At 43.9% G+C, this 18,612-nt stretch carries 18 protein-coding genes; 14 read left to right on the plus strand and 4 right to left on the minus strand.

Annotation, left to right across the window (positions count from 1 at the left end; genetic code table 11):
- The first annotated feature begins 138 nt into the window (after window positions 1-138).
- The 4 genes from EL081_RS04385 to EL081_RS04400 all read left to right on the plus strand — a co-directional run bounded on the left by EL081_RS04385 (window position 139) and on the right by EL081_RS04400 (window position 3,602).
- A complete protein-coding gene (locus EL081_RS04385; protein ID WP_003002788.1) occupies window positions 139-651 on the plus strand; it encodes an adenine phosphoribosyltransferase in 513 nt (170 codons plus the stop codon).
- 101 nt (window positions 652-752) lie between these two features.
- Complete coding sequence (gene metA, locus EL081_RS04390; protein WP_126404113.1) at window positions 753-1,697, plus strand: homoserine O-acetyltransferase MetA; 945 nt, start codon at window positions 753-755, stop codon at window positions 1,695-1,697.
- Between the two features lie 9 nt (window positions 1,698-1,706).
- Entirely contained in the window at window positions 1,707-2,393 is a 687-nt protein-coding gene (locus EL081_RS04395; RefSeq protein ID WP_126404114.1) for a DnaD domain-containing protein, read from the plus strand.
- Window positions 2,394-2,414: 21 nt separating this feature from the next.
- The gene (locus tag EL081_RS04400) at window positions 2,415-3,602 is read left to right on the plus strand and encodes a glycerophosphodiester phosphodiesterase family protein (protein WP_126404115.1); all 1,188 of its coding nucleotides are present in this window, start codon (window positions 2,415-2,417) and stop codon (window positions 3,600-3,602) included.
- A gap of 319 nt (window positions 3,603-3,921) precedes the next feature.
- Here the strand turns inward: EL081_RS04400 and add are convergent, their stop codons facing one another.
- Window positions 3,922-4,941: an adenosine deaminase gene (add, locus tag EL081_RS04405; protein WP_126404116.1), complete on the minus strand. Its 1,020-nt coding sequence runs from the start codon at window positions 4,939-4,941 to the stop codon at window positions 3,922-3,924.
- A 138-nt stretch (window positions 4,942-5,079) separates the two neighbouring features.
- Between add and yghU the strand changes: the two genes are divergently transcribed.
- The 8 genes from yghU to rfbB all read left to right on the plus strand — a co-directional run bounded on the left by yghU (window position 5,080) and on the right by rfbB (window position 11,861).
- Window positions 5,080-5,871, plus strand: a complete 792-nt coding sequence (yghU, locus tag EL081_RS04410; RefSeq protein ID WP_126404117.1) for a glutathione-dependent disulfide-bond oxidoreductase — start codon at window positions 5,080-5,082, stop codon at window positions 5,869-5,871.
- Window positions 5,872-5,952: 81 nt separating this feature from the next.
- On the plus strand, window positions 5,953-6,642 hold the full coding sequence (locus EL081_RS04415; protein ID WP_126404118.1) for a tRNA (adenine(22)-N(1))-methyltransferase: 690 nt from the start codon (window positions 5,953-5,955) through the stop codon (window positions 6,640-6,642).
- Entirely contained in the window at window positions 6,629-7,426 is a 798-nt protein-coding gene (locus tag EL081_RS04420) for a Nif3-like dinuclear metal center hexameric protein (protein ID WP_126404119.1), read from the plus strand. Before EL081_RS04415 ends, EL081_RS04420 begins: the two co-directional genes overlap by 14 nt.
- 9 nt (window positions 7,427-7,435) lie before the next feature.
- Window positions 7,436-8,551, plus strand: coding sequence for an NAD(P)/FAD-dependent oxidoreductase (locus EL081_RS04425; protein ID WP_126404120.1), 1,116 nt, complete (start codon window positions 7,436-7,438; stop codon window positions 8,549-8,551).
- A 224-nt stretch (window positions 8,552-8,775) separates the two neighbouring features.
- The gene (locus EL081_RS04435; RefSeq protein ID WP_126404121.1) at window positions 8,776-9,057 is read left to right on the plus strand and encodes a ZIP family metal transporter; all 282 of its coding nucleotides are present in this window, start codon (window positions 8,776-8,778) and stop codon (window positions 9,055-9,057) included.
- A 92-nt stretch (window positions 9,058-9,149) separates the two neighbouring features.
- Window positions 9,150-10,019, plus strand: coding sequence for a glucose-1-phosphate thymidylyltransferase RfbA (gene rfbA, locus EL081_RS04440; protein WP_126404122.1), 870 nt, complete (start codon window positions 9,150-9,152; stop codon window positions 10,017-10,019).
- Entirely contained in the window at window positions 10,019-10,612 is a 594-nt protein-coding gene (locus EL081_RS04445) for a dTDP-4-dehydrorhamnose 3,5-epimerase family protein (protein WP_023022979.1), read from the plus strand. Before rfbA ends, EL081_RS04445 begins: the two co-directional genes overlap by 1 nt.
- A gap of 202 nt (window positions 10,613-10,814) precedes the next feature.
- Complete coding sequence (rfbB, locus tag EL081_RS04450) at window positions 10,815-11,861, plus strand: dTDP-glucose 4,6-dehydratase (protein WP_126404123.1); 1,047 nt, start codon at window positions 10,815-10,817, stop codon at window positions 11,859-11,861.
- An 83-nt stretch (window positions 11,862-11,944) separates the two neighbouring features.
- Here the strand turns inward: rfbB and EL081_RS04455 are convergent, their stop codons facing one another.
- Together EL081_RS04455 and EL081_RS04460 are read right to left on the minus strand one after the other, a co-directional pair.
- Window positions 11,945-12,343: a DUF6556 family protein gene (locus EL081_RS04455; RefSeq protein ID WP_232011401.1), complete on the minus strand. Its 399-nt coding sequence runs from the start codon at window positions 12,341-12,343 to the stop codon at window positions 11,945-11,947.
- A 102-nt stretch (window positions 12,344-12,445) separates the two neighbouring features.
- Window positions 12,446-13,009, minus strand: a complete 564-nt coding sequence (locus EL081_RS04460) for a hypothetical protein (protein WP_126404125.1) — start codon at window positions 13,007-13,009, stop codon at window positions 12,446-12,448.
- A gap of 240 nt (window positions 13,010-13,249) precedes the next feature.
- On the opposite strand from EL081_RS04460, the gene EL081_RS04465 reads away from it, so the two are divergent.
- Window positions 13,250-14,392: a cysteine desulfurase family protein gene (locus EL081_RS04465; protein WP_126404126.1), complete on the plus strand. Its 1,143-nt coding sequence runs from the start codon at window positions 13,250-13,252 to the stop codon at window positions 14,390-14,392.
- Window positions 14,393-14,413: 21 nt separating this feature from the next.
- Window positions 14,414-15,634, plus strand: coding sequence for a tRNA uracil 4-sulfurtransferase ThiI (thiI, locus tag EL081_RS04470; RefSeq protein WP_126404127.1), 1,221 nt, complete (start codon window positions 14,414-14,416; stop codon window positions 15,632-15,634).
- A 128-nt stretch (window positions 15,635-15,762) separates the two neighbouring features.
- Here the strand turns inward: thiI and ppdK are convergent, their stop codons facing one another.
- The gene (ppdK, locus tag EL081_RS04475; protein WP_126404128.1) at window positions 15,763-18,384 is read right to left on the minus strand and encodes a pyruvate, phosphate dikinase; all 2,622 of its coding nucleotides are present in this window, start codon (window positions 18,382-18,384) and stop codon (window positions 15,763-15,765) included.
- Window positions 18,385-18,612: the final 228 nt, after the last annotated feature.

Genomic DNA, 18,612 nt, shown 5'->3' on the forward strand with positions numbered 1-18,612 from the left:
TCCCGCATCTTTTTCAGATGTGGGATTTTTGCTATCGCTACAGGTGTTTGGGAAAATGATTTAGTAAAAAATGATGCACGTTAGTAGAATTCATGGTATAATGGAATGTAAAAATTTTTTTATGAAAGAAAGTTAACCATGAATTTAAAAGATTACATTGCAAGCATTGAAAACTATCCACAAGAAGGGATTACCTTTCGTGATATCAGCCCTTTGATGGCAGATGGCAATGCTTATAGTTATGCGATTCGTGAAATCGTTCAATATGCAACCGATAAGAAGATTGATATGATCGTTGGTCCTGAAGCGCGTGGCTTCATCGTTGGATGTCCAGTCGCTTTTGAATTAGGAATTGGTTTTGCACCTGTTCGTAAGCCTGGCAAGTTGCCACGTGAAGTTATCTCAGCGGACTACGAAAAAGAATACGGTGTGGATACCTTAACCATGCACGCTGATGCTATCAAACCAGGTCAACGCGTCCTCATCGTCGATGACCTCTTGGCAACAGGTGGCACGGTTAAAGCAACTATCGAAATGATTGAAAAACTCGGTGGAGTGGTTGCAGGTTGCGCCTTCTTGATCGAGCTCGATGATCTCAAAGGCCGCGAAGCAATCGGAGACTACGATTACAAGGTCTTGATGCATTACTAATATAGTTTAGAACTATATCTAGATAGAGAAAAACCATAATTGAAAACTATATGCTCCTGTCTTATAATAAGAGGTAACAACTTGTAAGATGGGAGCTTTTTATGCCAATTACCTTAGATAAGAAATTACCAGCAGTTGATATTCTTCGTTCAGAAAATATTTTTGTCATGGATGATATTCGGGCAACTCACCAAGATATTCGTCCTATAAATGTTCTGATTTTGAATCTCATGCCGACTAAGGAAGCAACTGAGACTCAACTGCTACGCCTCCTGGCCAATACTCCCTTGCAGATTAATGTGGATTTCCTCTATATGACTAGCCATAAGTCTAAGACGACGGCAGCAGAGCATATGGAGGTCTTCTATAAATCCTTTGAGGATATTGAAGAAAACTATTATGACGGCTTGATTATTACAGGAGCTCCTGTAGAGAAATTAGCTTTTGAGGAAGTGGATTACTGGGAGGAGTTAACAAAGGTCTTTGCTTGGTCTAAACGCCATGTCTTTTCAACCCTCCATCTTTGTTGGGGTGCCCAAGCTGGTCTCTATTACCGCTATGGTATTGAAAAAGTAGCTCTGTGCGACAAGCTATCTGGCATCTATGAGCAAACTGTCATGAATCCACAGAACCGTTTGATGCGTGGTTTTGACGATGCTTTTTTGGCCCCTCACTCACGGTATACGGATGTCCCCCTCAAAGAAGTGCTAGACAAGAGTAATTTGCAAGTCTTAGCTCAAGGGGATGAGGTAGGCCTATCTATCCTGGCCAGTCCAGACCTTCGAGAGGTCTATAGTTTTGGCCATTTGGAATATGACCGTGATACCTTGGCCAAGGAATACCAGCGAGATGTCAAAGCAGGCTTGAATCCAGATCTTCCAAAGAATTATTATGATCAGGATGACAGTAGTCGGGACCCTCGGATGCGGTGGAACTTAGCGGCAGCCAACTTCTTTAGTAATTGGATCAATTATGCAGTTTACCAAGAGACTCCTTATCGTTTGGAGGAGTTAGAAAAAGATATTTCATTTTATGGTTACCTATAAAGGGGTAGTATGACATATTCACAAGCATTTAAGTCGGGCAATTTGGTCTTACCAAGTGCCTTACTTTTCCATTATCACCATTTATTTAAAGACGCAGAGGATTTTCTGGTTTGGCAGTTCTTTTATTTGCAAAACACAACCAACCAATCCAGCCTCACACCTAATCAAATTGCAGATGCGATTGGCAAGTCTGTCGCAGAAGTCAACCAGTCTATGTCTCGCCTAACCAACCAAGGGTTGCTCCAATATCGGACTATTGAGTTAGATGGCGAGATTGAAGTTCTTTTTGATGCGACCATTGCCCTCGAACGCTTGGATGACCTGCTTCAAAGCAAGACGGAGGTAGCACAGCGTGGGCAAGACAAGCAAGCAGAAAATGAACTGGCTGATTTGGTCAAAACTTTTGAGCAGGAGTTAGGACGTTTGTTGACGCCATTTGAAATCGAAGATTTGACGCAGACAGTCAAACAGGACCAAACAGACCCTGATATTGTAAAGGCTGCCTTGAGAGAAGCTGTCTTTAATGGCAAGCCTCACTGGAAATATATCCAGGCAATCCTGCGCAATTGGCGACGGGAGGGGATTGCCAGTTTGACACAATTAAAAATCAAACAACAAGAACGGGAAGCTCTTCAGCCTGAAAATGTCACAGTTTCAGATGATTTCTTACAGGCGATGGATTTGTGGAAAGATTAATAGAGGAGATTCGGTTTAGAGATGAGAAGGGGAGATAGAAAGGAAAATAGATCGCACAAACGGATCTATTCAGCCTTATTTGTATTAGGAACAGTAGTCATTCTTGGTTTTCTTGGTTTGTATATTAGCAAGCTAAGCATGATTTCGTCTGGTTTGTATCCAGTTGAAGAATCTTTGATCCAAGCAGGCTATAAAAAAACATCGGATGGTTTCGAAAAGAAACAATCCAATGTCACCATTACAATTAAATGGAACAAAGAGAAAAAGCAATTTGATAAAAACCATTACCTTATTTCGACTCAGCAAGAAGCCAAATTATTGTCTTCTCAGTATGTGGATAAAGAAAGTTTAGAAGTGCTTACTAACGGGAAATTTTCAAACACCTTCGGATTTGTCCACTATACGGAGAACAAGAAAAAGAATTGGTTAAAGGATTCGCCAAGATTGGTTGCCCATGCAGGTGGTACCATACGTGAGAAAGAATACAATACTTTTTATACCAACTCCCTTGAAGCTTTGCAACAGAATTATGGTCTAGGGCATCGCTTGTTTGAAATGGATTTCTATTTAACTAGCGATCGTAAATTGGCGGCTGTCCATGACTGGCATCAATTTGGGAATAAAGATGGTGTTGCTCTTTCATCAGAGGAGTGGAAAAACTTCAAAGCCTATGGTTCTCCAGAGACACCAAGTCGCTTTACGACCATGCTGATTGGGGATGTTTTAGATCAGATGGTTATTAACTCTGATATGGTATTGATCACAGATACCAAATCGATGGAAATCCCTAAGGAAGATACTGTTACGCAATTCGAGCAAATTGTAACTGAAGCTAAAAATCGAGATGAATCTCTATTGGATCGTGTGATTCCACAAATCTACAATCAAGAGATGTTCGGGGAAATCGAAGCCATTTATCCTTTCCAACATATCATCTATACCTTGTATTCTTCGCCAGATAGTGCAGAAGAGGTTATCGATTTTATTTCAAAACATAAGGAAATCGAGGCAGTGACGATTTCATTTGCTGATCCTCGCTTCAATCAGGATTTTATTGATGCTGTTCATCGACTGAATAAACGAATTTACATTCACACCATTCATACTTATGATGATTTAACCAAGTATGCCAATGTAAATGTAGACGGTTTTTATACTGGTTTGCTAACGCCTAGAGACGTAGCATTGTATGAATCAGTTTCTAAATAATAGAAAAAAACTAGCGCTTTATAAAAGTGCTAGTTTTTGAATGTAGTCGAACTTTTTTCGATAAAAACCTTGCATTATTCAGTAAAATATATAGGTGCTTTTGGAGGCAGACAAGCGAATATTGGAACTTTCCACCGTGAGAAAGGTACTAGAAACATTATTGTTTCTAGTACCCGGGAGTTTTGAAACTTTAGGTTCAAAACTAAGTCATGGAACTTCTTCGAAGTTCGCTGACGTCCGTACTCACCTAAGGAAAGTTTCCAATAAGTTTCTGTCTTCAACCTTAAGCCATTGCTTAATCAAATGCAAGCTAATATATTTATAAATAGTCCGCGTAAGCTTTTTCAAGTTTGGTTAGGAGTTCTTGCTTTTCTTCGTCACTAGCAAAGGAAGCTTGGATGGCATCGACATTGTGCTGGTAAAAGTCAGCTGGCGTCGTATGGAAGTGGCGATGGTAGAGGGTATATTCCTTGGTCAAATCCGTATCAGAGACGGTCCGGTTATCGGTGTTGATACTGATATGGGCTTGAGCTTCCTTCATCTTGAGGTAAGGGAAGTCCGCCACAGAGGCAGCTGCCTTGGTTTGAAGGTTACTAGTCAAACAGAGCTCACCGGTGACCCCATTTTTCACAAACTCTTTTAGAAGCTTTGGTTCATCCGCTAGCAAGGTCACGTGACCATTTCGTTTGATGCCATAGGCCATGGATTGAGCGACATTGGCTGGACAGTGGCACTCGCCAGCATGCAGGGTCATGGGACGGTTGTAACTTTTAACCTGTTGGATGAGGGCATCAATGGCTTGTGGTGGGTAGTGGTGTTCATCCCCAGCGAAGTCAAAGCCGACAAAATCTTGATCCCTAACTTGGTTGGATTCTGCCAGGATACGAGAAGTGAGTTCTTGATCAGACTGGCGCATACCACAGACGAGGGCTTTTGCAACAATGCCAAATTCATCCTGGGCTTGGCGCAGTCCTTCACAGACTGCATCGATTGTTTCTGGGACAGTGAGCCCTTGGTCCATGGACAATTCAGGGGCAAAACGAACCTCAATGTAGACGACATTTTCCAAAGCAGCTTGCTTGGCAACATCGTAAGCAGCAAGGGTCAAGGCTTCCTTGGTCTGAAGAAGAGGGCGAATGTAGTCAAAGGCCTCCAAATAGTCCAAAAGATTCTCACAGTGGGCAGGTGCAGTAACATGGTGCTTGAGCTCTTCATCACTAGCAGGAAGGTCAATATTGGCCATGGCTGCCAATTGGCGAATGGTCGGAAGAGACAAGGAACCGTCTAAGTGGCAGTGTAGTTCTGTCTTTGCCAAACTATGAAAGTCGATCGTGGACATGTTTTTTCTCCTTCAAAATGTATTTTTTCTATACTATCATTTTGCCAAGAAAAGTCAAGTAAAGCTAGTGTAGCAGATTTTTGAAACTAGAGGCAGGATTTGATATGCTAGTAGTAACATAGACAAAGGAGAAAAGAGATGTCAGATTATCAATTACCAGAAGTATGGGAAGCACCGAGCCAGATGGGAGGTGCCTGGGGTGGCCTGAACCAACCAACAGCAGGTGCCCGCTTTGAACAAACTCTTCCAAAAGGGGATCAGCCTTTCCAACTCTATACCCTTCCAACTCCAAATGGGATTAAGGTAACCATTTTGCTGGAGGAATTGAAAGAGCTGGGAGTGGATGCAGACTACGACGCTTATCGCATCAAGATTGGTGAGGGAGATCAATTTGGCAGTGACTTTGTAGCCATCAATCCAAACTCGAAAATTCCAGCTATGTTGGATCAATCAGGAGAGGAAGCGATTCGGGTCTTTGAATCAGCTAATATTCTCTTGTATCTAGCAGAGAAATTTGGCCAATTAATCCCGACAGATCCTGCTAAGCGGACAGAAGTGCTCAACTGGCTCTTCTGGCAGACGGGTGCGGCACCATTCTTAGGTGGAGGCTTTGGTCATTTCTTCCACTATGCTCCTGAAAAAATCGAGTATGCCATCAACCGTTTTGCCATGGAAGCCAAACGCCAATTGGACCTACTGGACAAGGAACTGGCTACTAAACCTTATATCGCAGGAGATGACTATACCATTGCAGATATCGCCATCTGGTCTTGGTATGGCCGTCTAGCCCAAGACAAGATCTGGGACCGTGCAGGAATTTTCTTAGATGTGAAGGAATACAAGCATTTGCAAGCTTGGACAGAGAAAATTGCTAATCGCCCAGCTGTTCAACGTGGCTTGGAAGTAGAATATAAAGAAATTGATGAATAATGAAAAGGCGCCGTCGCGCCTTTTTTTAATGGTGCAAACATGGTATACTTAAGGGTGGAATAAAAGTTTAGAAAGTAGCACATGGAATTTACAAAATTATCAAATCGCTTGGACTTGGTGGCTAGCTTCGTCCCAGAAGGAGCGCGTCTGTTAGATGTGGGAAGTGATCACGCTTATCTCCCAATCGCCCTCTTACAAGAAGGCAAGATTGAGGCTGCTATTGCAGGGGAAGTGGTTGAGGGACCTTATCAGTCTGCCCTGCAAAACGTCGCCGATAATGGCTTAGAGGACAAGATTGAAGTCCGCCTAGCTAATGGTTTGGCTGCATTTGAACCAACAGATAGTATTTCCTGCATCACCATTGCAGGAATGGGCGGGCGCTTGATTGCAGATATCTTAGCAGCTGGACTTGAGAAATTAGCCGGTGTCTCTCGCTTGGTCTTGCAACCCAATAATCGGGAGGATGAATTGCGGACTTGGTTAGTAGACCATGATTTCCGCCTTGTTGATGAAGCTATCTTAGAAGAAAATGAGAAGTTTTATGAGATCCTCGTGGTCGAACAGGGTTCTCAAGAGTTATCAGCTAAGGAACTGCGTTTTGGTCCGTATTTGATACTGGAACAAGCTCCAGCCTTTGTTCAAAAATGGTCCAAGGAAGTGGAGAAATTAGCCTTTGCCTTGGAACAGGTCCCAGTTGAGAATCAGTCCGCCAGAGCATCGTTAGAAGACCGTATCGCCCAAATCAAGGAGGTCCTACATGTTAGCAAGTGAAGTCATCAAACGCTATGAAGCCTACTGTCCCCAGGAACTTTCCATGGAGGGAGATGTCCGTGGGCTACAGGTCGGCACCCTGCAAAAAGACATCAAGAAGGTCATGGTAGCCTTGGATATCCGGGAGCAGACGGTGGCAGAAGCCATTGACCATGGAGTGGACTTGATCATCGTCAAGCATGCGCCCATTTTTCGTCCTATTAAGGATTTGGTTTCCGATCGGGCTCAAAATCAGATCTACATTGACTTGATCAAGCACGATATTGCGGTCTATGTCAGCCATACCAATATTGATATTGTCCCAGATGGTCTCAACGATTGGTTTTGCCAGCTCTTGGAAATTGAAGATGCAGAGCCTCTCAGCATGACAGGAGAAGGTCTAGGAATCGGCCGTATCGGTCAAGTGCGCACCCAAACCTTTGGCCAGTTGGCTCATAAGGTAAAAGAAACCTTTGGCTTAGATGCCTTACGCTTGGTTGGTTATGACCAGGCGGACCTGGATCGGGTGATTGAGCGCGTCGCTATCTGTGGCGGAAGTGGCCAATCCTTTTACAAGGATGCTCTTGCTAAGGGGGCAGAGGTCTATATCACAGGAGATATCTACTACCACACGGCTCAAGACATGCTGAGCGATGGTCTCCTAGCCTTGGATCCAGGTCACCATATCGAAGTTCTCTTTGTGTCGAAACTAGTCGAAAAACTCAATCAGTGGAAGTCTGAAGAAGCGTGGGAGATCGAAGTGATTGGCAGTCAAGCCAGCACCAATCCTTTTTACCATATCTAAGGGGTTATCATGAAAGTTGCCATTATCGGTGCAGGGATCGTTGGATCCACTGCAGCCTATTATTTATCCAAGGAAGCACAGATAGATGTCACCGTCTATGATCACGGAGTTGGCCAAGCAACCAAGGCAGCGGCTGGCATTATTAGCCCTTGGTTTTCTAAGCGTCGAAACAAGGCCTGGTATCGTCTCGCTCGGTTAGGAGCTGATTTCTACCAAGAATTAGTAGAGGACCTGGCCAAAGACGGAATCGAAACAGACTTTTACCAGCAGACAGGGGTCTATCTCCTTAAGAAAAAGGAAGAGAAATTAGATGAACTCTATCAGTTGGCGCTGAGTCGACGGGAAGAATCTCCCTTGATTGGGGAATTGGCGGTTTTAACCAAAGAAGAAGTAGGTCACCAGTTCCCAGGTCTGGAAGGCTTTGAACAGCTCCTTTATGCCTCAGGTGGGGCCCATGTAGAGGGAGCCCTTCTAACGGAAACTCTTCTCAAAGCAAGTGGTGCAAGAGTGATCAAGGAAGAGGTTGCTCTCTCCGTCACGGATGATGGTTTTCAGATAGCAGGAGAGAGCTATGACCAAGCCATCCTAGCGACAGGAGCCTGGTTGGGGCAAATCCTTGAGCCACTTGGCTACCAAGTGGATGTCCGTCCGCAAAAAGGACAGTTGAGGGATTATCAGCTAGACCTAGATACGGATAATTATCCTGTGGTTATGCCAGAAGGAGAAATGGATATCATTCCCTTCCAGCAAGGCAAGATCAGTATGGGCGCTACCCATGAGAATGAGCTAGGCTTTGACCTAACAGTGGATCAAGCTTTACTGAATCAAATGGAAACAGAAGCCTTGACCTACTATCAAGAACTAGCTCAAGCGACAGTTGTCGGTGAGCGCGTAGGTACCCGAGCTTACACCAGTGACTTCTCACCCTTTTGGGGAGCTCTTCCCGATCAAGCTGGTATTTATGTCGCCAGTGGCCTAGGTTCGTCTGGCCTCACAACTGGTCCCCTTATTGGGTGGCACCTGGCCCAACTAGTAATAGGAGGAAAGGTGCGCCTAGACCCAGCAGATTATCCAATTGAACAATATGTGAAGAAGAGAGTGGGACAGAAATCGGAAATTCGTTAGAATTCGATTTCGTCGTCCTACCTCCACACAGTTGAGTAGGGCTGTAAAAGCTGACGAAATCAGCGTAGTAGAGCCCACTCAACCACTGCGTTTTGCTCGACAATCCAAAGATAATTGAGAGGCTAGGACTTTTGTCCCAGCCTCTTATTTTCGAAAGACCTTCCTTAATTCGGATAGAAATAGTAGAATAGAACAAGTGAATCAACAAGAAAATGGGAGTTGTTATGAATTGGTTTCAATCACAATCCGTGGTCTTACAGGCCTTTCTCGCAAGATTGTTTACATGGGGTTGTACCATCGTAGGGTCAGCCATCTTCTTTTTCTTCAAGCATATTAGTCGAAAACTATTGGACATCATGATGGGCTTCGCGGCAGGCGCTATGATCTTTGTAGTGGTCGAAGAGTTGATCCCAGACTCGCAGACTAATGGCAACACAGATGTTGCGACCCTCGGTCTCATGGTTGGCTTTGTCATTATGATGATCCTAGACGTCGCTTTGGGATAAAGTGTCATCACCTTGCAACACAAATGCAAGGTGACTTTTTTATATAAACATGATAAAATAAGGGTAATGACTACGTAGAAAGGCCTAACATTATGAAAGGTATTATTTTAGCTGGTGGTTCGGGGACTCGTTTGTATCCTTTGACCCGTGCCGCTTCCAAACAGTTGATGCCCATTTATGACAAACCAATGATCTACTATCCACTGTCAACCCTTATGTTGGCAGGGATCAAAGAAATCTTAATCATCTCAACTCCGCAGGATCTTCCTCGTTTTGAAGAACTTCTTGGAGATGGTTCTGAACTAGGAATTTCCCTTTCTTATGCAGAGCAACCAAGTCCAGATGGCTTGGCGCAAGCCTTCATCATTGGAGAGGACTTTATTGGTGATGATCATGTTGCCCTCGTTCTTGGAGATAATATCTTCCACGGAAATGGCTTAACCAAGATGTTGCAACGGGCGGAAGCCAAAGAAAAAGGCGCGACTGTCTTTGGTTACCAAGTCAAAGATCCAGAACGTTTTGGTGTGGTAGAGTTTGATGCGGATATGAATGCCGTCTCAATCGAAGAAAAACCAGAACATCCAAAATCGAATTTTGCGGTGACTGGGCTTTACTTCTATGACAATGATGTGGTAGAGATTGCCAAAAACATCAAACCAAGTCCTCGTGGAGAGCTCGAAATCACCGATGTCAACAAGGCATATTTGGAGCGTGGAGATCTCTCTGTTGAGCTCATGGGCCGTGGCTTTGCTTGGTTGGATACAGGAACTCATGAAAGTCTCTTGCAGGCTTCTCAATATATCGAGACGGTTCAACGTTTGCAAAATGTCCAAGTAGCCAACCTTGAGGAAATTGCCTATCGTATGGGCTATATTACTAAAGAGCAAGTCTATGAATTGGCTCAACCTCTGAAGAAAAACGAATACGGACAATATTTGCTCCGTTTGATTGGAGAAGCTTAATGACAGAACAATTTTTCGGAAAAGAATTAGCAGCCCGTAAGATTGAAGCTATCCCAGGTTTGATGGAATTTGATATTCCAGTTCATGGAGATAACCGTGGTTGGTTCAAAGAAAACTTTCAAAAAGAGAAGATGCTTCCCCTTGGATTTCCTGAGAGCTTCTTTGCGGAAGGCAAGTTGCAAAACAATGTGTCTTTCTCTCGCAAGCATGTCTTGCGTGGTTTGCATGCAGAACCTTGGGATAAGTACATCTCTGTAGCAGATGAAGGCAAGGTTCTCGGAACTTGGGTGGACCTTCGTGAAGGTGAGACCTTTGGGAACACTTACCAAACTGTGATCGATGCTTCTAAAGGAATCTTCGTCCCACGTGGCGTTGCTAATGGTTTCCAAGTCTTGTCTGACAAAGTAGCCTACAGCTATTTGGTCAATGATTACTGGGCATTGGAACTCAAGCCAAAATATGCATTTGTTAATTATGCAGACCCAAGTCTAGACATCCAGTGGGAAAACTTGGAAGAAGCAGAAGTTTCAGAAGCTGACAAGAATCACCCATTGCTCAAAGACGTCAAACCCCTAAAAGCAGAAGATTTGTAAAAATGAACCCTGCATAGCAGTATCGCGACTGCAAGGATCGTTATAAGATTGTTCCTGCCCTAGTGAAAACAAGATTCCCTGAGGGAATCTTGTAGGGAAATCCGGAGACTTCGGCTTCGGATTTAGCCATGAAACCGAAGGGTTGCTGGCGTCCCTCACTAGCTAAAGCAACAATCAAAACTAAAAACTATTTGGAGAAAAAATGACTGAATACAAAAACATCATCGTAACCGGTGGCGCTGGTTTCATCGGTTCAAACTTCGTACACTATGTCTACAACAACCATCCAGATGTACATGTGACTGTCCTTGACAAACTCACTTACGCTGGTAACCGTGCCAACATTGAAGAAATCCTTGGGGATCGTGTTGAATTGGTTGTGGGTGACATTGCTGATGCAGCCTTGGTGGACCAATTAGCTGCTAAGGCTGATGCGATTGTTCACTATGCAGCTGAAAGCCACAATGACAATTCATTGAATGACCCATCACCATTTATCCACACCAACTTCATTGGTACATACACACTTTTGGAAGCGGCTCGCAAGTACGATATCCGTTTCCACCACGTGTCAACAGACGAAGTCTATGGGGACCTTCCATTGCGTGAAGATCTTCCTGGACATGGTGAAGGTCCTGGTGAAAAATTCACTGCTGAAACCAAATACAACCCATCATCCCCTTATTCATCAACCAAGGCTGCTTCAGACTTGATCGTGAAGGCTTGGGTTCGTTCCTTCGGTGTTAAGGCAACCATTTCAAACTGTTCAAACAACTATGGACCATACCAACACATCGAGAAGTTCATCCCACGTCAAATCACCAATATCTTGTCTGGTATCAAACCAAAACTTTATGGTGAAGGGAAGAACGTCCGTGACTGGATCCACACCAACGACCACTCAACTGGTGTTTGGGCTATTCTTACCAAGGGTCGTATCGGTGAAACTTACTTGATCGGTGCTGATGGTGAAAAGAACAACAAGGAAGTGCTTGAACTCATCCTTGAAAAAATGGGTCAACCAAAAGATGCCTACGACCGTGTAACAGACCGTGCTGGTCACGATTTGCGTTACGCCATCGATTCAACAAAATTGCGTGAAGAATTGGGTTGGGAACCACAATTCACAAACTTCGAAGCAGGTTTAGAAGAAACCATCAAGTGGTATACAGACCACCAAGACTGGTGGAAAGCTGAAAAAGAAGCTGTCGAAGCCAACTACGCAAAAACACAAGAAGTCATCAAATAAAAATAAGCCTCTGTTGATCAGGATTTCTGGTCGACGGAGGCTTTTATATTTTAGAAACAAAAAAAGACCAAATGGTCTTTTTGTTAATTAGCAGATGATTCGGTATCAGTAGCAGATGGTGTTGTGTCTGCAGGAGCTTCACTGTCACTGGTTTCTACCTGTGATGAATCAGTTTGTTCAGAGCTTGCTTCGGATGCTTGGCTGCTACTAGCACTGGTATCCGTTCCCGTAGCGCTTGAATCAGTAGCAGATCCATCCTTTTCATGGACAACAACAACGCTAGTGGAGCCATCTTTTTTCTCCTCTGTCTTAGTCGTCGGTTTCATGATACTGTAAATAGTAAAGGAAGTAACGATAATACCGAGAAGACTAGCAATCGTTGCGACAATCATCTGGAATAAAGAAAGACTCTGTTTCACTTTTTCGCTTCTAGATGGTCTGTTGCTATCTTGGTGTTTTTCTTTTCGTGAGTATTGTGACATAAGCTGTTTCCTCTTCATTTCATATTTGGTTCTTTTATGTGAACACTTTAGTCATTATACGTTATTTTTATGAAAATGTCTAAGAAGAAATGAAAGAGGTTTTTAAAATTTCAAATTGCTTTCAAACTGGACGCTTTGAGTCTCGCTTGCTTCAGAGGACGTTTCAAAGTTTGCCTGTCCTTTTTCAGAGACTGAAATCGGTTGGCTTGTTTGACTAGGTTGGCTGATGATTTCATGGTTACTAAAACTAGAGGAGTCATTAGGAGAGATAAACTGGCCATTCGCCTGAATCTCTATCTTGTTTGGATCCGGGATAGAGTAGTCAATCTTACCCTTGAATTCCTTGGTTTTTGAAATCACTTTTACATCTTTCACGCGGATGATACGACGGAACCATCCATTGTATTCGACCAAGCATTTGAATTCGATGTGACTATCGGATTCGCCAGGGATTGGTTGAATAAGACTCATTTCACGGAGGCTACCTTCATCTTCCCTAAAGTAAGGTGGCTTCTCCAAGGGCTGTTGCAAGTCACACTGTCCTTTACCGTGACAGGCTAGTTGAGCAGAGGGGAGGGAAAATGGAAGTGGTGGTAGGACAGCGAGCAGTCCTCCAAGAGCAAGACTTCCAGCTAGGGCAATGGAAAGATAGATTGGTCGTTTCATGTTTGTCTCCTTTTATCATCTTTCAAGACCAGTTCAGTGGTTGAACAAATGTTTTAAAAGCCAGAACTTAGTTTTGTAAGCGCTTGACAAAACTCTCCATCTTCATCATAAGCTATTTTGAGAAATTTACAAGTTTTCTGTCTGAAACTAGGAACAAAATGAAGCCTGCCAAATCCTTGTCCCTCCAACCTATAAATGTTACAATAAGATGATTGAAAATTGACTAGGAGAGAGTGGAAGATGATTTACTTTGATAATTCAGCAACAACCAAACCTTATCCAGAGGCCTTGGCTACCTACACGGAAGTCGCAAGCAAAATTTGGGGAAATCCATCTAGCTTGCACAACCTGGGAAGTCAAGCGACTCGGATTTTGGAGGCATCTCGTAAGCAGATAGCTTCCCTCCTAGGCAAGAAAGTAGAAGAAATCTATTTCACTTCAGGTGGGACTGAAGGGGACAACTGGGCGATCAAAGGAGTTGCTTTTGAAAAAGCTCCTTACGGGAAGCATATTATTGTCTCAGCTATTGAGCATCCGGCTGTGAAGGAATCAGCCCTTTGGTTACAAGGTCAAGGATTTGAGGTGGATATTGCGCCAGTTGATGCGCGTGGCTTTGTTCAAGTAGAAGAGTTGGAAAAACTCTTGCGTCCGGATACAACCCTCGTTTCGATCATGGCAGTGAATAACGAAGTAGGTTCTATCCAGCCTATTCAAGCCATTGCGGCTCTATTGGCGAATCGTCCGACCATCACCTTCCACGTCGATGGGGTTCAGGCTCTTGCTAAGATTTCAACTGCTCTCTACTTACCAGATCGGGTGGATTTAGCGACCTTCTCCAGTCACAAGTTCCATGGAGTTCGAGGAGTTGGTTTTCTCTACCTCAAAGAAGGTAAAAAGATCAGTCCCCTATTAACCGGTGGCGGACAAGAAAAGGACCTTCGTTCGACAACGGAGAACTTAGCTGGAATTGCTGCGACTGCCAAGGCCTTGCGCTTGGCGATGGAGCGTCAAGAGGACTTTGAGCACAAGTGCCATCAGTTAAAAGAAGTCATTCGTGAGGAATTAGCCCACTATCCAGATGTGACGGTCTTCTCTGGAGATGAGGGCTTTGCACCCCATATCTTAACTTTTGGTATTAAGGGAGTGCGAGGAGAAGTCATCGTCCATGCTTTTGAAGAGTATGAGATTTACATATCGACAACCTCTGCATGTTCTTCCAAGGCTGGTAAACCTGCTGGAACCTTGATCGCCATGGGAGTCGACAAGGCTCTGGCGCAAACAGCTGTCCGCCTCAGTCTTGATCTCGAAAATGATATGAGTCAAGTCGAGCAATTTTTGACCAAATTCAAACTGATCTATGAAAAGACGCGAAAGGTGCGTTAAGGAAAAGAAAAGGAAGTAACTATGCCATTAACTTATTCAGAAATTATGATCCGCTACGGGGAGCTTTCTACTAAAGGAAAGAACCGGATGCGCTTCATCAATAAATTGCGCAATAATATCTCAGATGTTTTGTCCATTTACCCAGCTGTCAAAGTGACAGCCGATCGGGACCGGGCTCATGCTTATCTAAATGGAACGGATTACGAACCAGTGGCTGAATCTCTTAAACAGGTCTTCGGGATTCAAAACTTTTCACCAGTCTACAAGATTGAAAAGTCTGTCCCAGCCTTGATTTCAGCCGTTCAAGAAATCATGCAGGAAATCTACCAGGAAGGGATGACCTTCAAGATTTCCAGCAGACGGAGTGACCACTCTTTTGAACTCGATAGCCGCGAACTCAATCAAACCTTGGGTGGAGCTGTCTTTGAAGCGATCCCAAGTATCCAGGCACAGATGAAAAAGCCAGATATCAATCTACAAGTCGAAATCCGGGAAGAAGCAGCCTATATCTCTTACGAAACCATTAAGGGAGCAGGTGGTCTGCCAGTTGGGACATCTGGTAAAGGCATGCTCATGCTATCTGGAGGGATTGACTCTCCAGTAGCTGGTTACCTAGCTTTGAAGCGGGGGGTGGATATCGAAGCGGTTCACTTTGCTAGCCCACCTTATACTAGCCCAGGAGCTCTTAAAAAAGCCCACGATTTAACTCGTAAGTTAACCAAGTTTGGGGGCAATATCCAGTTTATCGAAGTGCCTTTTACTGAGATTCAAGAAGAGATTAAAGCCAAGGCGCCAGAAGCTTATCTCATGACCTTGACTCGTCGCTTTATGATGCGGATCACTGATCGCATTCGTCAAATCCGTGGTGGCTTGGTCATCATCAATGGGGAAAGCCTCGGTCAGGTAGCTAGCCAAACGCTAGAGAGTATGCAGGCCATCAATGCAGTGACCAATACGCCAGTCATCCGTCCAGTGGTAACCATGGATAAGTTGGAGATTATCGATATCGCCCAAGCCATCGATACCTTTGAAATCTCCATCCAACCTTTCGAAGATTGCTGTACGATCTTTGCGCCGGATCGTCCAAAGACTAATCCGAAACTCAAAAATGCGGAGCAGTATGAGCAACGGTTGGATGTGGAAGCTTTGGTCAAGCGTGCTGTAGCAGGCATCGTCGTAACGGAAATTACACCTCAAGCTGAAGCGGATGAAGTCGATGAACTGATTGAGGATTTGTTATAAAAGATGACTGTAATCGGTTCTCACTAAGAGCCCTGACTACTGGCATGAATTTGATAAAGAATAAAAGCACCCTTGAATCTAGATGCTCTGCTCTAGCTTCAAGGGTGCTTTTCTAATACATGGTGGACTTAATTTCGTCCTTCTTGGAGTGCTGCTTGAGCGACAGCTAGTCTAGCAGCAGGAACCCGGTAAGGAGAGCAGGAAACGTAGGTTACTTGAATGTCTTGGAAGAAGGAAATTGAAGAAGGATCTCCGCCAACTTCTCCACAGATCCCGATAGCGAGGTTTGGTTTTACCTGACGAGCCTTGCTGATAGCAATTCTCATTAATTCACCGACGCCATCCTTATCAATTTTTTGGAAAGGGTCGAAAGAAAGAATATCCTTATCCTTGTACTGGCCAATGAATTTTCCAATATCATCCCGAGAGAAGCCATAGGTCATCTGAGTTAAGTCATTGGTGCCAAAGCTGAAGAAATCAGCCTCTTGAGCCAGTTTATCTGCGGTTAGGCAGGCGCGGGGCAGTTCAATCATGGTACCAATTTCATAAGGGAATGGCTTTTGACCATGCTGCTCGAAAAGATGTTCAATATGCTGAATGAGATACTCTTTGATACATTCTAATTCTTTTTGATCAGCAATTAAAGGAACCATGATTTCTGGCTTGATCTTTTGTCCTTCTTGATGCAATTTGATAGCACTTCTAAATATAGCTTCTGTCTGCATCTTGTAGATTTCTGGCTTAGTTATGCCGAGACGGCAACCCCGGTGTCCCAACATCGGATTACTTTCCTGTAGACTTTCAATGCGCTCGGCAAGTTTTTCAGGAGATTTTTTTAGTTTGCTTGCTAATAATGCAATTTCTTGGGAATCCTTTGGAAGGAATTCATGCATGGGTGGATCGAGCAGGCGGACAATCATTGGTTTATCTTTGACGGTTTGGAACATTTGATAAAAGTCTTCTTCTTGGAAAGCTAGGAGTCTAGTGAGGGCTTCTTTTGTTTCCTCTTCGGTATCCGCTAAGATGAGGCGACGCATTTCGAGAATCCGTTCTTGTCCAAAGAACATGTGTTCCGTACGGGCCAGTCCGACTCCTTTGGCCCCAAAATTCATAGCGGTCGTCAAGTCTTTGACAGTTTCTGCATTGGCTCGAACTTGAAGGAGGGCGACTTCATCTGCCCAAGCAAGCAAGCGCTGGAGGTCTTGGTTATTTTCTACTAGAACAGTTGGAAGTTCGCCGCGATAAATGCGGCCAGAATAGCCGTCAACGGAAATCAGATCTCCCTCCCTTAGGACTAAACTGCCACAGGAAAGGCTTTTATTTTCTTCACTGATGGTCAATTCTCCGCAACCAGCGACACAGCAAGTTCCCATGCCACGCGCTACAACAGCAGCGTGAGAAGTCATACCCCCTTGGCTGGTGACAATGGCTTGGCTGACAATCATCCCTTCAATATCTTCAGGAGAAGTTTCTTGTCGAACAAGGATGACTTTTTTCCCTTCTTGATGGATTTCTTTAGCTCGGTCGGCAGTAAAGACGATTTGGCCAGTAGCTGCACCTGGGCTGGCTGGTAGGCCTTGAGCTAAGAATGGTGCTTGCTCTAAGGCCACTTCCTCAAAGACAGGATGGATTAGTTGACTGATGGAAGCAGGAGCAACTCTGAGGAGAGCTTCTTCCTTACTAATCAGACCTTGGTCTACCATATCTAGAGCAATCTTTAAAGAAGCTTTGGCTGTTCGTTTTCCATTTCGGGTTTGGAGGATGTAGAGCTTGCCTTTCTCAATGGTAAATTCAATATCCTGCATATCCTTATAGTGGTTTTCAAGAATCTTAGCGTAGTCTCTGAAAGCTTGATAGGTTTCGGGTTGGATCTCTTTTAAGGTTGCAATCGGCTCGGGCGTACGGATGCCAGCGACCACATCTTCCCCTTGAGCATTTAGCAAAAATTCACCAAAAAGTTCCTCCTCCCCAGTTGCAGGGTTTCTAGTGAAGCAAACCCCTGTTCCACTGGCTTGGTCACTATTTCCAAAGACCATGGCCTGGACATTGACAGCTGTTCCTAAATCATGAGGGATCTGATGAAGCTCCCGGTAAATTCTAGCCCGCTTGTTATTCCAGGATTTAAAGACTGCTTGGATGGCAGCATAAAGTTGCTCATTCGGGTTCTCAGGAAATTGCTTTTTGTGTGTGGAGTAGAGAGCTTTATAGTGTTGGATCAATTCTTGTTGCTGGGCCAGGTCAAAATCATGTACCTTTTTATTCTGTTTTTGTTCAAATGCTGCTAGTTGGTCATCAAAAAGTCCCTTATCGATACTATAGACCACATCAGCATACATCTGGAGTAGACGGCGATAGCAGTTGTAGGCGAAATCAAGATTGGTTTCTTTGGCCAGTAATTGAGTCCGTTGATCATTGAGACCAAGATTGAGGATGGTGTCCATCATTCCTGGCATGGAAAACTTGGCCCCGCTACGCACAGAGACTAAGAGCAAGTGAGGATCTTCTCCGCTAAAATATTTATCCGTCTTTATCTCCAATAAAGCAAGCGCTTTCAAAACCTCCTCTTTTAAAGTGGAATCAAAGAAATCAGGGTTATCGAGATATTCGATACAACTTTGAGTCGTGATGGTGAAGCCAGGAGGGACAGGTAAGCCCAAATTGCTCATCTCTGCCAGATTGGCCCCTTTTCCACCTAGGAGATCTTTGTCATTTGCGCTTCCTTCTTCGAAGGAATAAATCCATTTTGTCATATAAGCCTCCAAAAAACTAAATATGTGTCATAATTAAGACAAAATCATTGTAATATACATCACATATATTTGTCAAATAAAACATGCATCTTTTTTTGTTGACTATTTAGATCATTCTGCTATAATATTCAGTAAAAATGATGATTATTTAAAAGTGGGGATTGGATATATTACCAATATTTCATTGGGTATGTCTTATATAACCATCGTAGAGATAGAAATAGAAAG

Origin of the sequence: Streptococcus viridans (genome assembly GCF_900636365.1) — a bacterium.
Classification (GTDB): Bacteria; Bacillota; Bacilli; order Lactobacillales; family Streptococcaceae; genus Streptococcus; species Streptococcus viridans_A.

What these genes read in the sequence shown, in the direction of transcription:
- rfbB (WP_126404123.1), top strand. Translation starts at nt 10,815, where the DNA reads ATGACTGAATACAAAAACATCATCGTAACCGGTGGCGCTGGTTTCATC.
- add (WP_126404116.1), bottom strand. Translation starts at nt 4,941, where the DNA reads ATGTCCACGATCGACTTTCATAGTTTGGCAAAGACAGAACTACACTGC.
- rfbA (WP_126404122.1), top strand. Translation starts at nt 9,150, where the DNA reads ATGAAAGGTATTATTTTAGCTGGTGGTTCGGGGACTCGTTTGTATCCT.
- EL081_RS04435 (WP_126404121.1), top strand. Translation starts at nt 8,776, where the DNA reads ATGAATTGGTTTCAATCACAATCCGTGGTCTTACAGGCCTTTCTCGCA.
- EL081_RS04400 (WP_126404115.1), top strand. Translation starts at nt 2,415, where the DNA reads ATGAGAAGGGGAGATAGAAAGGAAAATAGATCGCACAAACGGATCTAT.
- thiI (WP_126404127.1), top strand. Translation starts at nt 14,414, where the DNA reads ATGCCATTAACTTATTCAGAAATTATGATCCGCTACGGGGAGCTTTCT.
- EL081_RS04455 (WP_232011401.1), bottom strand. Translation starts at nt 12,343, where the DNA reads ATGTCACAATACTCACGAAAAGAAAAACACCAAGATAGCAACAGACCA.
- EL081_RS04445 (WP_023022979.1), top strand. Translation starts at nt 10,019, where the DNA reads ATGACAGAACAATTTTTCGGAAAAGAATTAGCAGCCCGTAAGATTGAA.
- yghU (WP_126404117.1), top strand. Translation starts at nt 5,080, where the DNA reads ATGTCAGATTATCAATTACCAGAAGTATGGGAAGCACCGAGCCAGATG.
- EL081_RS04425 (WP_126404120.1), top strand. Translation starts at nt 7,436, where the DNA reads ATGAAAGTTGCCATTATCGGTGCAGGGATCGTTGGATCCACTGCAGCC.
- EL081_RS04385 (WP_003002788.1), top strand. Translation starts at nt 139, where the DNA reads ATGAATTTAAAAGATTACATTGCAAGCATTGAAAACTATCCACAAGAA.
- EL081_RS04415 (WP_126404118.1), top strand. Translation starts at nt 5,953, where the DNA reads ATGGAATTTACAAAATTATCAAATCGCTTGGACTTGGTGGCTAGCTTC.
- metA (WP_126404113.1), top strand. Translation starts at nt 753, where the DNA reads ATGCCAATTACCTTAGATAAGAAATTACCAGCAGTTGATATTCTTCGT.
- ppdK (WP_126404128.1), bottom strand. Translation starts at nt 18,384, where the DNA reads ATGACAAAATGGATTTATTCCTTCGAAGAAGGAAGCGCAAATGACAAA.
- EL081_RS04465 (WP_126404126.1), top strand. Translation starts at nt 13,250, where the DNA reads ATGATTTACTTTGATAATTCAGCAACAACCAAACCTTATCCAGAGGCC.
- EL081_RS04460 (WP_126404125.1), bottom strand. Translation starts at nt 13,009, where the DNA reads ATGAAACGACCAATCTATCTTTCCATTGCCCTAGCTGGAAGTCTTGCT.
- EL081_RS04395 (WP_126404114.1), top strand. Translation starts at nt 1,707, where the DNA reads ATGACATATTCACAAGCATTTAAGTCGGGCAATTTGGTCTTACCAAGT.
- EL081_RS04420 (WP_126404119.1), top strand. Translation starts at nt 6,629, where the DNA reads ATGTTAGCAAGTGAAGTCATCAAACGCTATGAAGCCTACTGTCCCCAG.